The sequence below is a fragment of the Pseudomonas sp. 86_A genome, from assembly GCF_017491705.1.
Lineage (GTDB): Bacteria > Pseudomonadota > Gammaproteobacteria > Pseudomonadales > Pseudomonadaceae > Aquipseudomonas > Aquipseudomonas koreensis.
This window is the reverse complement of sequence record NZ_JAFGYS010000007.1, coordinates 53,662-67,107: the sequence shown is the minus strand read 5'-3', so window position 1 is coordinate 67,107 and position 13,446 is coordinate 53,662. Positions and strand designations below refer to the sequence as shown.

Genomic DNA, 13,446 nt, shown 5'->3' with positions numbered 1-13,446 from the left:
TATGAGTGAACGCAAGGCGCTGTTGATTCTGCATGGCAAGCAGGCACTCAATGAGGCGGTTCGCGCTGCCGTCGAAGGAAAGCGCAAGCAGGGCTGGGAGCTGGCGGTACGGCTGACCTGGGAGGCCGGTGATGCGCAGCGGTTGGTGCACGAGGGACTGGCGGCTGGCTACAAACAGATTATTGCCGGCGGCGGCGATGGCACGTTGCGCGATATTGCCGAGGCGCTCGCCGCCCATTCGCACCAGGCCAGCCTGGTGCTGTTGCCGTTGGGGACGGCCAACGATTTTTCCCGCGCTGCCGGGATCCCGCTGGAGCCGGCCGAAGCCCTGGAGCTGCTGGATGTGCCACCGCGAAACATTGATCTGGGCGCAGTCGGCGAGCAGATCTTCCTTAACATGGCGACGGGTGGTTTTGGCAGCCAGGTCACGGCCAATACCTCTGAAGACCTGAAAAAGGTGCTCGGCGGGGCGGCCTATCTGTTTACCGGTCTGTCGCGTTTCAGTGAGTTGCATGCGGCCTACGGCGAACTGCAGGGGCCGGATTTTCACTGGAGTGGCGAGTTGCTGGCGCTGGGCATCGGCAACGGTCGCCAGGCAGGTGGCGGGCATGAATTGTGTCCGCAAGCCCTGGCGGATGACGGGCTGCTGGATATCAGCATCCTGCCGGCGCCGCAGGAGCTGGTCGGCACGCTGAAAAGTCTGCTCAGTGACGGCTTCGGCCTCGACAATATGTTTGTCCGGGCCCGGTTACCCTGGGTTGAAATCAAGGTCGCCGAGGGCCTGAGCATCAATCTTGATGGCGAGCCGCTGGAAGGCGACAGCCTGCGCTTCGAGGCACGTCCGGGCGCCTTGCAGGTGCATTTGCCCGAGCATTCGCCGTTGCTGGGCGGCGCCCGGTCGATCAGTCGTCGAGACTGATGATCTGCTCGCGCACTGCGAACAGCACCAGACCCGCCACATCGTAGATCTGCAGGCGTTTCATGATCTGCGAGCGGTGGGTTTCGACGGTCTTGATGCTCAGGCCCAGGCCGTTGGCGATTTCCCGGGTGGACTTGCCACGCACGATCAACCGCAGGATTTCCAGCTGACGTGCTGTCAGATTGTGCGTGTCGGCCACTTCCGGCTGGTTTTTCTGCGTGCGGGTCAGTGCCTGGTTGATCACGGTATGAGCAATCGCCGGGCTCAGGTAGCGCTCGTTGTTGCGCAGGGCTTCAAGGGCGTGTTCAAGCTCGGTGGCTGTGGTGTCCTTGAGTAGATAACCGTGCGCACCGGATTCCAGTGCCTGCATGATCAACGCCGGATCGGTGTGCATCGACAGGATCAGCACCTTGCTCTGTGGGCGCACCCGCTTGAGCCGTTGCAGGGCTTCCAGTCCACCGGTTTCCTTCATCGAGATATCCAGCAACACGATGTCAGGCGTCAGTTGCTCGACCATTTCGAGCAACTGCGAGCCATCGCTGGCTTCGCCAACGACCGCGTAACCGGGAATGTCGAGCACCAGAGCGCGCACGCCGGCCCTGATCAGCGAGTGGTCATCCACCAGAAGTAAGTTACAAGTCAACGCATAACCTTATTCGTACTGGCCCGCTCGAGTGCACGGGGCGCCCAGGGGAATAGTGCTTCGATTTGAGTGCCTTTGCCCGGCTCGCTGATGACATTCAGCGTGCCGCCCAGCTGTTCGATTCGCTCGGCCATCCCGGCCATGCCACGTTGTCCTTCGCGGCCCGGGTCGGCGGCAGGCGCAAATCCCAGACCATCGTCGCTGATGAACAACGTCAGGCCTTGCGGCAGGCGTTGTACGCGGATCAGCAGGTTTTTCGCCTGCGCGTGACGCAGAATGTTGGTGACCGCTTCCTGGGTAATGCGAAAAGCGGCGACCGCCATTTCTTCCGGGATGCCATTGAGTCGCTGCTGGCAGTCGAGGCTCCAGTGGACCGAGGAGTTGGCCAGCGTCTTGAGCAGGTGCGCGCGCAGGCTGGCTTCGAGGCCGAGGCTGGTCAGTTGCCGCGGATTGAGAATGGCTGACACATCGCGCACCTTGTTCAGGGTTTCTTCAAGGGTGTCGCAGAGTGTCGAGCATTGCTCTTGCAGATCCTGCGGCAGGCGTCTCTTGAGCCACTCGCTTTGCAGCTTGGCGGCGGTCAGCAACTGGCCGATATCGTCATGCAGTTCGCGGCTGAGACGGTGCCGCTCGTTTTCCTGAACTTCGAGTAGACGGTCCGCGAGTTCCTGGGGCTGGAACTTGATCGATTTGCGCGACAGCCGATATTGCACCCATACACACGCGGTGGCGGCCACGTTCAACAGCAGCAGACCCAATGACAGTGGCGCGGACAGACCATAGGTCAGCAGGCTGCCGACGGTGGCGATGACACACAATATGAGTGTGAACCGGCGTGCATTTTCCCGGGAGGGTGGCCATGTGGTGATTGACTTGAGGCTGGCGTACATAACGGATGGAGCCAATGGATGTTCGCTGCGGGTAGACCGGCCGGTGGCGGGCGGATCTCTGTCTGAAAATGCTGTCAATTATGTTATTGATTTTAACGAGGTTCAGTGAACGATATTGACCGCCAACTTCGGTGGATGCCTGTCACTGAATCACTATGCCATTAATTGGGAGCAACTAATGGTCGGCATAATACCACTTAAGATACCGTTGGTCGCGTTTGCCATATATGTCCAATGAGTCAGGAAAACGCCCTGTTGGACGTGAGTTCCATTATGGAGAAAACTCGCTTTATTCTGCTCGATGGATACCGATATTGCCTGAAGTTGCTCGTTATACAGACACAGGCAAACCCTGAGGCGGCGGGAAAATATCCGCGACTGTCAGGTGTGATTATTTAGTTCGGTTTGTCGCTGGCAGGTATGAACTATTCATTTGCGACATTCAGCAATCCGGATCTACAACCTCGATTTACGCATTGATAGCGGCAAATCAGGCCTGGCGCTCCGAGTAGGACGCAAGCAATGGCGAAGGGGTCGAGAGTTGCGGTTGAAACTGGCTTTGACTGACCTGGAATGCAAAGGCTTCGATCAGGGATGTCTGCTCGCTGTTATCCAGACTCAACTGGCCGGTGTTCTGATCGACCAGCTCGATTTGCCAGGCCATCAGGGTGAAACAATCCTTGAGCGCATCCAGGGCCTGGGCGTGCAGATCAATGTGATCCGGTGCGTGATTGAGCAGGCTGTGAATGTGCAGGGAAAACTCGGAGATCGCTTCCAGTGCCAACGCTTCAGCCCGGCTCGCAAGCTTGAGCAGGGTGCTGCGCATGCAGTCGATGGCGTCCTTGTCGTTGCTGATCAGTTGCAGGTGACTCAGGCATTCTTCGGACTTGGCCAGGAGTGTTTCAGCCTCGACAAGAAATTCGGGAAAGCGTTGTGCCCAGTCTTTGCGGTCGATTGGCATGCTTATCTCCACAGCGTCATGTCTGATGAGGGAATGCCGTGTGTGTCGACGATCGTGAATCGTCGCGAGACCGCGCCCCGGCGTGCAAGTGCACAGACTGAGGGTGTCGAGAGGATACGTTTCCACCGAACTGCGATCGCACACAATAGCCTGACTCCGTTCATGCAATGAGAATGGCGTCACATTAATGGCTATTGGATATTGCGAACATCAGGTTGGGCCTGATTGTTACTAGGGGATTCCCTTACACGCGGGAACCTGTGGCGCAAACCGTGGTCGCGCCAAAAGAGAATGTAGCAGATGAAAACACTGGGTCAGTAAAGCATGATGTTAATGTGACATCAATGCTCGTGTATGGCATTTTGATAGTAATTTTTACGGGGATCAAGATTCGCCATAAACAGCCGATAACCCCTCTTAGTGAATTCATCAGAACAAGCCCAGGAGTCATTGATGGCCGGCATTCTCGACACGGTAGACCAACGCACGCAACTGGTGGGTGAGAATCGCCTGGAAATTCTCATGTTTCGACTGGCCGGACGCCAATTGTTCGCGATCAACGTGTTCAAGGTTCAGGAAGTTCTGCAACTGCCGAAGCTGACCCTGATGCCGCAGCGCCACCCGTTTGTCTGCGGCGTGGTCAACCTGCGCGGCCAGACGCTGCCGGTGATCGACCTATCCCAGGCGATCGGCATGCGCCCGCTGGTGCCGGGTCCGAACAGCACCATCATCGTCACCGAGTACAACCGTTCGGTGCAGGCCTTCCTCGTCGGTGGCGTGGATCGCATCGTCAACATGAACTGGGAAGCCATCCTGCCGCCGCCGACCAGCGCCGGACGCCAGCATTACCTGACTGCGATCAGTAAGGTCGACGAGCAACTGGTGGAAATCATCGACGTCGAGAAAGTCCTCGCCGAAATCGTCCCGTACAACGCCAAGGTCTCGCGCGACAAGCTCGATGATCCGGTGCTGGAGCGTGCCCGCGGTCGTGAAGTGCTACTGGTGGACGACTCCAACGTCGCGCTGTCGCAATTGCGCGACACCCTCGGCCAGCTCGGGGTAAAAATGCACATCGCCAGCGATGGCCTGAAGGCGCTGAACATGCTCAAGGCCTGGGCCGATACCGGCGTGAACATGACCGACAAGCTGCTGATGGTGTTCACCGACGCGGAAATGCCGGAAATGGACGGTTATCGCCTGACCACCGAAATCCGCAACGACCCACGTCTGCGTGGGCTGTACGTGGTGCTGCATACCTCGCTGTCCGGCAGCTTCAACGACTCGATGGTGAAGAAGGTCGGCTGCGACAACTTCCTCTCCAAGTTTCAGCCAGACAAGCTGGTCGACGTGGTGCGCCAGCGTCTGATGCTCGATGAAGTGCCGGCCTGAAGAAACGTCCTATAGCGAGGGGATTTATTCCCGACGGACTGCGCAGCAGTCCTGCTTTGTTGTTGCGAGTGGGGCCGCTTCGCGCCCCATCGGGGATGAATCCCCTCGCCACAAACTATCTTTGCAGGGGCGTGCATCAGCCTTTGATTCGCAGATAAAGCTCGTATAGGGTGGCTTTTTTAGCCACCAGGAAGCTGGCCATGCTGCGTCTGAGCGCGCTTTATCGTTACCCGTTGAAATCCGGCAAGCCTGAAATTCTGCAATCGATTGGCCTGGACAAACTGGGCCTTGAAGGAGACCGCCGCTGGATGCTGGTGGACGAGGCCAGCGGGCGCTTCCTGACCCAGCGCGCCGAAGCGAAAATGGTCCAGCTGTCGGCACTGTGGAATGCGCAGGGCGGTCTGACCCTGAGCGCGCCCGGGCATGCGGCACTTGATGTGCCGTTACCCGAGGCGGATTCCGACCTGCGCGGCGTGACCATCTGGCGCGATACCTTGCGCGTACCGGATGCCGGTGACGAAGCGGCCCGTTGGGTCAGTGATTTCATTGGCAAACCCACCCGGCTGGTGCAGGTGCCACTGAACCGCGCCCGCCTGACTCAGGACGGTTATGGCCGCGAGGACGATCAAGTGGCATTCGCTGATGGCTTCCCGTTGTTGCTGATCGGGGAGGCGTCGTTGCAGGATCTGGCGCAAAATGTCGGGCGGCCGCTGGAGATGCTGCGGTTCCGGCCAAATCTGGTGATCGAAGGCAGCGCAGCGTTCGCCGAAGATGGCTGGAAGCGCATTCGCATCGGCGATGTCGAGTTCCGTGTGGTGAAACCCTGCGCGCGGTGCATTCTGACCACGATTGATCCGCAAACCGGTGAACGCAATGCCGATCGTGAACCGCTGGCGACCCTGCAGAAACTCCGTGCCCAGGCCGATGGCGCGATGTTCGGCCAGAACCTGGTCAACGACAGCAATGGTCAGCTGGAAGTCGGGATGCCGGTGGAAATCCTCGAGTAACCGGCCCTGAAATGAAAATGCCCGTGTCCTGGGACGCGGGCATTTTTTTGCGCCGGAAAAAACCGTGGGCTTAGCCGCGGTATTCGCACAGGTAAGCGGTGTCGACGGCGACTTTCAGCTGGAACTTGCTGTTGGCCGGGACGTTGAACTGGCTGCCGGCCGCGAAGGTTTCCCAGTCGCTGCTGTCTGGCAGTTTGACGGTCAGGGCGCCGGAGACCACGTGCATGATTTCACGCTGAGCGGTGCCGAATTCGTATTCGCCCGGGGCCATGACGCCAATGGTCGCCGGACCTTCAGCAGTGCCAAAAGCGATCGACTTGACGGTGCCGTCGAAGTACTCGTTGACTTTGAACATGGGCGATTCCTCTCGAAAAGGGCAAAAAAGGGTTAAAAAAGGCTGGCCAGTATGCACAACGCTCCTGGCGCCGTCACCTGCCCGGCGCGTGTCTGGCAAGTTCCCGCCCTGACTCTAGAGTGGCAACACCAGCGGCAACAACCGTGCGGTATTGCGTGCGTCTTCCAGCGCCCGGTGCTGTTGACCGCTGAACTGCATGCCCGCCAGTTGCAGCGCACCATTGAGCCCCAACGGCCGATCCAGGCGCCGGGCCTTGGCAAAGCGCTGTTTGAGGTTCATGTGCGGCACCCGGCTCAACACGCTGTCGAGTTGCAGGCGCTGCCATTCCTGGAGCAATTGCTTGCGGTCGTAGTCACCCCAACTGACCCAGCCCTCGAGCCGCGTCTGGTGCTGGCCCAGCCAGCGTTCGAAGGCCGGCCAGACCTCGTTCAGTGGCTGCGCGGCGTCGATATTGGCCTGAGTGATGTGCGTGAGCTCACGGCAGAACGCCGTCAACAACGGCCGCCGGGTGGGTTTGACGAAGCGCTGAAAGTGATCCTGCTCGCGACCGGCACGATCGACCAGCGTGGCGCCGATTTCGATGATTTCCATTTCCGTAACCGGCCAGCCACCTTCATCGGTGGTGGCTTCCAGATCAATGACCAGCCAATGGGGCATCGCAGGTTTCCTGATTTACGCGTCCTGATAGATCAGAGCGTAGTCAAACCTTGCGTTTGCGCCTGGCGACTCACTCGACCTGCAACAGAACCTGACGATTCTTTACCTGATCGCCGACCTTGACCTGCACCCGCATGAGCACGCCGTCGATGCCGGCCTTGAGCGGGTGCTCCATTTTCATTGCCTCCAGCACCACCAGCAACTGACCTTTGCTGACCGGGCTGCCTTCGCTGACCAGCACGTCGACGATGGCACCGTCCATCGGCGCCTTCAGCGTGCCGGAGCTGACGCTGCTCTGACTGCTGACCCGCGCATGAGTTCGATCCTCCAGCCGCAGGTTGCCCGGATGGGTGAACAGCCAGAGTGCTTCACCCTCCAGTCGGTAGGCGTGACGCTGGCGCAGGCCATCGATCTCCACGGTCACTGAGCGCGTGTCGCCATCGATAACCTTCAGGATCAGCGAACGCTCCATCACAGTGACGGTGAAGCGCCCGTCGCTGCCCGCCAGCAGTTGCAGCGCCCAGTCCTGCTCTTCAAGGCCGAGGCGGTAATTCAGCGGTACTCCGGCATTGTTGCGCCAGCCCTTGAGCGATGCCCGATGCGCTTGCGCGCCTGACTGATAAAACAGCACGGCAGCGATGGCCAACTCCTCGGCACCGGGGGTGTAGGCGTGCAGGCAAGGGTGATCGGTGAAATGTTGGGCGATGAATGCGGTGCTGAATTCGCCGCTGATGAACTGCGGATGTTGCAGCAGGCTGTCGAGCAAACGTTGATTGCTCTGTACGCCGAGCAGCACGCTGTCCTGCACCGCACGCAGCAACTTGCGCCGCGCCTCTTCGCGGGTGGCGCCGTGGGCGATCAGTTTGCCGAGCATCGGGTCATAGAACGGACTGATCGACTGACCTTCACGCAAGCCATGATCGATCCGCGCCCCCGGGTTCAAGGCTGGTTCCCAGGCTTGAATAAGCCCGGTCTGCGGCAGGAAATTCTGCGTCGGGTCTTCGGCATACAGACGCACTTCCATGGCGTGGCCGTTGAGGGTGACCTGATCCTGGGTCAAGGGCAGCGGCTGCCCTTCGGCGACGGTCAGTTGCCAGGCGACCAGGTCCAGCCCGGTGATCAGCTCGGTGACCGGATGCTCCACCTGCAGACGGGTATTCATTTCCAGAAAATAAAATTGCCCACGGGCATCGAGCAGAAACTCGACCGTGCCGGCGCCGACGTAATTCACCGCGCGGCCAGCCTTGAGCGCCGCTTCGCCCATGGCCTGACGCAACGCCTGCGTCATGACCGGGCAGGGCGCCTCCTCGATGACTTTCTGGTGGCGCCGCTGCACCGAGCAATCGCGTTCGCCGAGGTAAACCAGGTTGCCGTGGCAATCGCCGAACAGTTGCACCTCGACGTGCCGTGGTTCGATCAAGGCCTGTTCGAGGATCAGTTCGTCACTGCCGAAACCGTTCAAGGCCTCGGAGCGCGCCGTGCGCAATTGCGCCGGCAGTTCGTCGCTGTTGTGCACCAGACGCATGCCGCGCCCACCACCGCCGGCGCTGGCCTTGATCATCAGCGGATAACCGATGCGTTCGGCTTCGCGCAGCAAGGTGGCGTCGTCCTGCGCCGCGCCTTGATAGCCGGCGATGCACGGTACGCCGGCGTCGAGCATGGCGATTTTCGACAGGCGCTTGCTGCCCATCAGCTCGATGGCCTCGGCACTTGGGCCAATAAAGGTCAGGCCAGCTTCTTCGCAGGCGCGGGCGAACCCGGCATTTTCCGAGAGGAAACCGTAGCCGGGGTGGATCGCGTCGGCGCCGCTGCGGCGCGCGGCGTCGAGGATCGCCGGGATGTTCAGGTAGGACTGGTGCACCGGTGCCGGGCCGATGTTCACCGCTTGGTCGGCCATCTGCACGTGCAAGGCCTCGGCGTCGGCGTCGCTGAACACGGCGACGGTGCGATAGCCCAGGGCCTGGGCGGTGCGCTGGATGCGGCAGGCGATTTCACCGCGGTTGGCGATCAGGATTTTGTGGAGGGTGGGCATGGTCTTGTTCCTGAAATTGTGGCGGTGAATGTGTTGGCCTCATCGCGAGCAGGCTCACTCCTACAGGTTTTGTGAACGACGCAAATTCCCTTGTAGGCGTGAGCCTGCTCGCGACGCTTTCAAAGGGCCCACTTCGGTTTACGCTTTTGCACAAAAGCCAGGGTGCCCTCGATCCCTTCTTCGCCAGTCACCGCGTCGCTGAACCATTGCGCCGCCTCATCCAGCAATTCACTCGACGGCTGCCCGGCACTGGCGAGCAGCAGTTTCTTGGTCATGGCATTCGCTTCGGGCGCGCAGCACAGGACATGATCGAGCACTTCGTCGAGGCGCTCGGCCAGCGCTTGCGGGTCTTGCTCGACAAAATGCACCAGGCCCAGACGCCGCGCCTGATGGCCGTCGAAGCGTGCAGCGGTCAGCGCCAGTCGGCGGGTTTCGGTCAGGCCGATGCGCTGCACCACGAACGGCGCGATTTGCGCCGGCAACAGACCGAGGCTGGTTTCCGGCAGGCCGAACTGCGCCTGGTGATCGGCCATCGCGATGTCACTGACGCAAGCCAGTCCGAACCCGCCGCCGAGCACCGCGCCCTGCAATACGCTGATCAGCACTTGCGGAGCGTGTTGCGCTTCTTGCAGCAGGGCGCCGAACGCACGGTTCAACGCGCGGTAGGCGTCGGCCCCCTGCGCACGGGCATTGGCCATGTCCTTGATGTCGCCACCGGCACAGAAATGCCCGCCGGCGCCACTGAGCACCAGGGCGCGCACGCGGCGATCGTTCCGCACTGCCGCCAGTACCGCGCGCAGTTCGGCGACCATCTGCAGGCTCATCGCATTGCGGCTGTCCGGGCGATTGAGGGTGATGTGCAACACGCCGCCATGTTGCTCCAGCAGCAGGGTCTGGCAGTCGGGCAGGGGGCTCATTTCTTTTTCCCCGGCAGGATGCCCATCAGTTTGCAGATGATCCCGAGCATGATTTCGTCGGCGCCGCCGCCAATCGACACCAGCCGCACATCGCGGTAGGCGCGGGCCACCGGGTTGTCCCACATGAAGCCCATGCCGCCCCAATATTGCAGGCAGCTGTCGCTGACTTCACGGCCGAGGCGTCCGGCCTTGAGCTTGGCCATCGACGCCAGCCGGGTCACGTCCTGGCCTTTGATGTACTGCTCGGTGGCCTGATACACCAGCGCCCGCAGGCATTCGATTTCGGTCTGCAGTTCGGCGAGGCGGAAGTGGATCACCTGATTGTCGATCAGCGCGTTGCCGAAGGTCTTGCGTTCCTTGCAGTACTCGATGGTGCTGTCGATGCAGTATTCCAGGCCCTTGATCATGTTCGCCGCGCCGAACAGGCGTTCCTCCTGGAACTGCAGCATCTGCATCATGAACCCGGCGCCTTCGTGGCCGATGCGGTTGCGCTGCGGCACGCGCACGTTGTCGAAGAACACCTGGGCGGTTTCCGAGCTGCGCATGCCGAGCTTGTCCAGGTGCGAGCTGAGGCTGATGCCCGGGGTGTTCATCGGCACCATGATCAGCGACTTGTTGATGTGCGGCTTGTCGTCCGAGGTGTTGGCCAGCAGGCAGATGAAGTCGGCGCTCGGCGAGTTGGTGATCCACATCTTGCTGCCGTTGATCACGTAGTCGTCGCCGTCCTTGCGCGCGGTCGTCTTCAGCCCGGCGACGTCGGAGCCGGCGCCGACTTCCGAGACGCCGATGCAACCGACCTGCTCACCGCTAATCGCCGGACGGAGGAATTGTTCACGCAACTCATCGGAGCCGAAGCGGGCCAGCGCCGGAGTGCACATGTCGGTCTGCACGCCGATCGACATCGGAATGCCGCCGCAATGGATGGTGCCGAACTCTTCGGCGGCGACAATCGAGTAGCTGTAGTCGAGGCCCATGCCACCGAATTTTTCCGGTTTGGAAATCCCCAGCAGACCGAGGTCGCCGGCCTTGCGGAATATCTCGTGGATCGGAAAACGCCCGGCCTTTTCCCACCCATCGACGTGAGGATTGATCTCGTGCTCGACAAACTGGCGAACGGTGCGGCGCAGTGCTTCGTGTTCCGGGGTGAAGATCATTTTTATTGTTCTCCTTGGGATCCGTGGCAGTCAGAAGCGGCTGACGCCGAAGCTGTTGGGTTGCAGCGTGCGGATGTCGGCCTCGTGGCAGATATCCAGCAGGTAGCCGAGCAGGGTGCGGGTGTCGCGCGGGTCGATCAGCCCGTCGTCCCACAGGTTGGCGCTGCCGTAGAGCGCAGTGGACTGGCTGTCGAGCTTCTGCGCGGTGACCTGTTCGAGCATGTCGAGCATTTTCGGGTCCGGTGTCAGGCCGTCCTTGAGCTGCTTGGCCTCGGTGACAATGCGCAAGACTTTGCCGGCTTGTGCGCCACCCATCACCGCGGTGCGGCTGTTGGGCCAGGCGAAGATGAAGCGCGGATCGAGGCCACGCCCGCACATCGCGTAGTTGCCGGCACCGTAGGAGCCGCCGACGACCATCGTCAGTTTAGGCACCCGCGCATTGGCCACCGCTTGGATCAGTTTCGAGCCGTGCTTGATCACGCCTTGCTGTTCGGACTCGGTGCCCACCATGAACCCGGTGGTGTTGTGGAAGAACAGCAGCGGCGTCTGACTCTGGTCGCACAGCTGAATGAACTGCGCGGCCTTGCTCGCGCCGGCCGGGGTGATCGGGCCGTTGTTGCCGATCAATCCACAGGCGCGGCCCTGGATTTTCAGTTGGCCGCACACGGTCTGTTGATCGAACTCACCTTTGAATTCGAGAAAGCAGGATTCGTCTGCAATGCGCGCGATGATTTCGCGCACGTCATAGGGCTTTTTTGGGTCGTCGGGAATCAGTCCGAGCAGTTCATCGATGGGGTAGAGCGGCTCTTTATATTGTGGCTCCGGCAGCCACGGCAGTTGCTCGTTCCACGGCAGCATGCGCAGGATCTCGCGCACCAGGCGCACGCCGTCGGCATCGTTTTCCGCCAGGTATTCGGCGGTGCCGGCGACCTGCGCGTGCATCTCGGCGCCGCCCAGTTCTTCATCGGTGGCGATTTCACCGGTCGCGGCTTTGAGCAGCGGCGGCCCGGCGAGAAACAGTTTGGCCTTGCCGCGCACCACCACCACGTAATCCGACAGCCCCGGCTGATACGCGCCACCGGCCGTGGCCGAGCCGTGCACCACGGTGATCTGCGGCAGGCCCATGGCCGACATCCGTGCCTGATTGGCAAAGCTGCGCGCGCCTTCGACAAAGATCTCGGCGGCGTAGTTGAGATTGGCGCCGCCGCTTTCGGCCAGGGTGATCACCGGCAGTTTGTTTTCCTGGGCGATCTGTTGCAGACGCAGGGATTTTTTCAGTCCGCTTGGCGAGATCGTGCCGCCCTTGATCGCACTGTTGTTGGCCACCACCAGTGCGCGCACGCCGGACACGTAGCCGATGCCGGCGATCAAACCACCGCCAGCGGCGCTGCCGTCCTTGTCGTCGTGCAGTTTGTAGCCGGCCAGGCTCGCCAGTTCGAGGAACGGTGCGCCGGGGTCGAGCAACAGGTTCAGGCGTTCGCGGGGCAGAAGCTGTCCGCGCTTGGCGAATTTGGCCTTGGCTTCGGCGGCCTTGTTCAGCAGGTTCTGTTCCAGTTGCTGGACGTGCTCGATGGCCGTGAGCATCGCTGCGCGGTTGCGGGCGAATGCTTCACTGTGCGGATCGAGTTGGGACTGGATCTGCGGCATGGCTTACTCCTTGTCCTTGAGCACGTCGGGCAAGTACGCCCGATGGAAACCGTTGAACGACTCGCTGTGGCTCGCCTTGTGCAGCGGCCACGCGCGGCTGCCGAGGCTCGCGGCGCCATCGATTTTCAAGGTGCTGCCACTGATGAACGCCGCCGCCGGACTGAGCAGGAAAACAATCGCCGCGCTGACTTCCGATTCGGTGCCGATGCGCTTGAGCGGCACGTGTTCGCGCAAGGTCGGGATCACCGCTTTGAATGCGCCTTCGTAGGTGTCCATGCCGCTGGAGGCGATCCAGCCCGGCGCCACCGCATTGACCCGCACCCCGGCGTAGCCCCATTCGAACGCGGCAGTCTTGGTGAAATTGTCCATGCCTGAACGTGCTGCGCCCGAGTGGCCCATGCCGGGCATCCCGCCCCACATGTCGGCGAGCATGTTGACGATGTTGCCGCCGTGCTTGCTCATCGACTGGTTGAACACTTCCCGGGCCATCAGAAAGCCGCCGACCAGATTGGTGCGCAGCACGGTTTCAAAGCCTTTCTGATTGATCGAGGCCAACGGCGACGGGTACTGGCCGCCGGCATTATTGACCAGGCCGTGGATCGGCCCGTGTTCGGCGATCAACCCGGTAACCAGCTGCTTCACCGCGTCTTCGTCACGGATATCGCAGGCTTGCCAGTGGGCGCGGCCGCCGTCTTCGGCGATTTCGGCGGCGACCTTTTGCAGCTTTTCCGGTTTGCGCCCGACCAGCAGCACCGTGGCCCCGAGGGCCGCCAGTTCATGCGCGGTGCAGCGCCCGATACCGCTGCCGCCACCCGTAACGATGATGGTCTGGCCGCTGAACAGATCGGCTTTGAAAATCGATGCGTAAGCCATGA

13 protein-coding genes are annotated in these 13,446 nt (G+C 61.2%); 3 read left to right on the top strand and 10 right to left on the bottom strand.

The annotated features are described in order from the left end of the window. The first annotated feature begins 1 nt into the window (after nt 1). Entirely contained in the window at nt 2–919 is a 918-nt protein-coding gene (gene yegS / locus J5M57_RS12145; protein WP_169841987.1) for a lipid kinase YegS, read from the top strand. Here the strand turns inward: yegS and J5M57_RS12140 are convergent. From J5M57_RS12140 to J5M57_RS12130, 3 genes are all read right to left on the bottom strand, one after another. Continuing rightward, nucleotides 903–1,562: a response regulator transcription factor gene (locus tag J5M57_RS12140; protein ID WP_169841986.1), complete on the bottom strand. Its 660-nt coding sequence runs from the start codon at nt 1,560–1,562 to the stop codon at nt 903–905. The genes yegS and J5M57_RS12140 overlap by 17 nt on opposite strands. After that, entirely contained in the window at nt 1,559–2,452 is an 894-nt protein-coding gene (locus J5M57_RS12135; RefSeq protein ID WP_064588505.1) for a sensor histidine kinase, read from the bottom strand. The genes J5M57_RS12140 and J5M57_RS12135 overlap by 4 nt, the downstream gene beginning before the upstream one ends. A gap of 490 nt (nt 2,453–2,942) precedes the next feature. Continuing rightward, nucleotides 2,943–3,413 (bottom strand): hypothetical protein, encoded by a 471-nt coding sequence (locus J5M57_RS12130; protein WP_207848138.1) that lies wholly within the window; start codon nt 3,411–3,413, stop codon nt 2,943–2,945. 453 nt (nt 3,414–3,866) lie between these two features. Between J5M57_RS12130 and J5M57_RS12125 the strand changes: the two genes are divergently transcribed. Continuing rightward, entirely contained in the window at nt 3,867–4,802 is a 936-nt protein-coding gene (locus tag J5M57_RS12125) for a chemotaxis protein CheV (protein WP_025113180.1), read from the top strand. Nucleotides 4,803–5,002: 200 nt separating this feature from the next. Next, nucleotides 5,003–5,809 carry an MOSC domain-containing protein gene (locus tag J5M57_RS12120; RefSeq protein ID WP_207848139.1) on the top strand — a complete coding sequence of 269 codons (807 nt, stop codon included), beginning with the start codon at nt 5,003–5,005 and terminating at the stop codon, nt 5,807–5,809. Nucleotides 5,810–5,879: 70 nt separating this feature from the next. Here the strand turns inward: J5M57_RS12120 and J5M57_RS12115 are convergent, their stop codons facing one another. From J5M57_RS12115 to J5M57_RS12085, 7 genes are all read right to left on the bottom strand, one after another. Next, the gene (locus J5M57_RS12115) at nt 5,880–6,164 is read right to left on the bottom strand and encodes a pyrimidine/purine nucleoside phosphorylase (protein ID WP_003226701.1); all 285 of its coding nucleotides are present in this window, start codon (nt 6,162–6,164) and stop codon (nt 5,880–5,882) included. Nucleotides 6,165–6,278: 114 nt separating this feature from the next. Further along, a complete protein-coding gene (locus J5M57_RS12110; RefSeq protein WP_064588502.1) occupies nt 6,279–6,821 on the bottom strand; it encodes an exonuclease domain-containing protein in 543 nt (180 codons plus the stop codon). A 70-nt stretch (nt 6,822–6,891) separates the two neighbouring features. Further along, on the bottom strand, nt 6,892–8,853 hold the full coding sequence (locus J5M57_RS12105; protein WP_207848140.1) for an acetyl/propionyl/methylcrotonyl-CoA carboxylase subunit alpha: 1,962 nt from the start codon (nt 8,851–8,853) through the stop codon (nt 6,892–6,894). A gap of 119 nt (nt 8,854–8,972) precedes the next feature. Continuing rightward, a complete protein-coding gene (locus J5M57_RS12100) occupies nt 8,973–9,770 on the bottom strand; it encodes an enoyl-CoA hydratase-related protein (RefSeq protein WP_207848141.1) in 798 nt (265 codons plus the stop codon). Beyond that, nucleotides 9,767–10,924, bottom strand: a complete 1,158-nt coding sequence (gene atuD, locus J5M57_RS12095) for an acyl-CoA dehydrogenase family protein (RefSeq protein WP_207848142.1) — start codon at nt 10,922–10,924, stop codon at nt 9,767–9,769. The genes J5M57_RS12100 and atuD overlap by 4 nt, the downstream gene beginning before the upstream one ends. A 30-nt stretch (nt 10,925–10,954) precedes the next feature. Continuing rightward, nucleotides 10,955–12,571, bottom strand: coding sequence for a geranyl-CoA carboxylase subunit beta (gene atuC / locus J5M57_RS12090; protein ID WP_083368337.1), 1,617 nt, complete (start codon nt 12,569–12,571; stop codon nt 10,955–10,957). A gap of 3 nt (nt 12,572–12,574) precedes the next feature. Beyond that, nucleotides 12,575–13,444 carry an SDR family oxidoreductase gene (locus J5M57_RS12085; RefSeq protein ID WP_083368338.1) on the bottom strand — a complete coding sequence of 290 codons (870 nt, stop codon included), beginning with the start codon at nt 13,442–13,444 and terminating at the stop codon, nt 12,575–12,577. Nucleotides 13,445–13,446: the final 2 nt, after the last annotated feature.

Coding starts and splice junctions, on each gene's coding strand:
- J5M57_RS12100 (WP_207848141.1), bottom strand. CDS start 9,770: ATGAGCCCCCTGCCCGACTGCCAGACCCTGCTGCTGGAGCAACATGGC.
- J5M57_RS12085 (WP_083368338.1), bottom strand. CDS start 13,444: ATGGCTTACGCATCGATTTTCAAAGCCGATCTGTTCAGCGGCCAGACC.
- yegS (WP_169841987.1), top strand. CDS start 2: ATGAGTGAACGCAAGGCGCTGTTGATTCTGCATGGCAAGCAGGCACTC.
- J5M57_RS12135 (WP_064588505.1), bottom strand. CDS start 2,452: ATGTACGCCAGCCTCAAGTCAATCACCACATGGCCACCCTCCCGGGAA.
- J5M57_RS12120 (WP_207848139.1), top strand. CDS start 5,003: ATGCTGCGTCTGAGCGCGCTTTATCGTTACCCGTTGAAATCCGGCAAG.
- J5M57_RS12105 (WP_207848140.1), bottom strand. CDS start 8,853: ATGCCCACCCTCCACAAAATCCTGATCGCCAACCGCGGTGAAATCGCC.
- atuC (WP_083368337.1), bottom strand. CDS start 12,571: ATGCCGCAGATCCAGTCCCAACTCGATCCGCACAGTGAAGCATTCGCC.
- J5M57_RS12115 (WP_003226701.1), bottom strand. CDS start 6,164: ATGTTCAAAGTCAACGAGTACTTCGACGGCACCGTCAAGTCGATCGCT.
- atuD (WP_207848142.1), bottom strand. CDS start 10,924: ATGATCTTCACCCCGGAACACGAAGCACTGCGCCGCACCGTTCGCCAG.
- J5M57_RS12130 (WP_207848138.1), bottom strand. CDS start 3,413: ATGCCAATCGACCGCAAAGACTGGGCACAACGCTTTCCCGAATTTCTT.
- J5M57_RS12110 (WP_064588502.1), bottom strand. CDS start 6,821: ATGCCCCATTGGCTGGTCATTGATCTGGAAGCCACCACCGATGAAGGT.
- J5M57_RS12125 (WP_025113180.1), top strand. CDS start 3,867: ATGGCCGGCATTCTCGACACGGTAGACCAACGCACGCAACTGGTGGGT.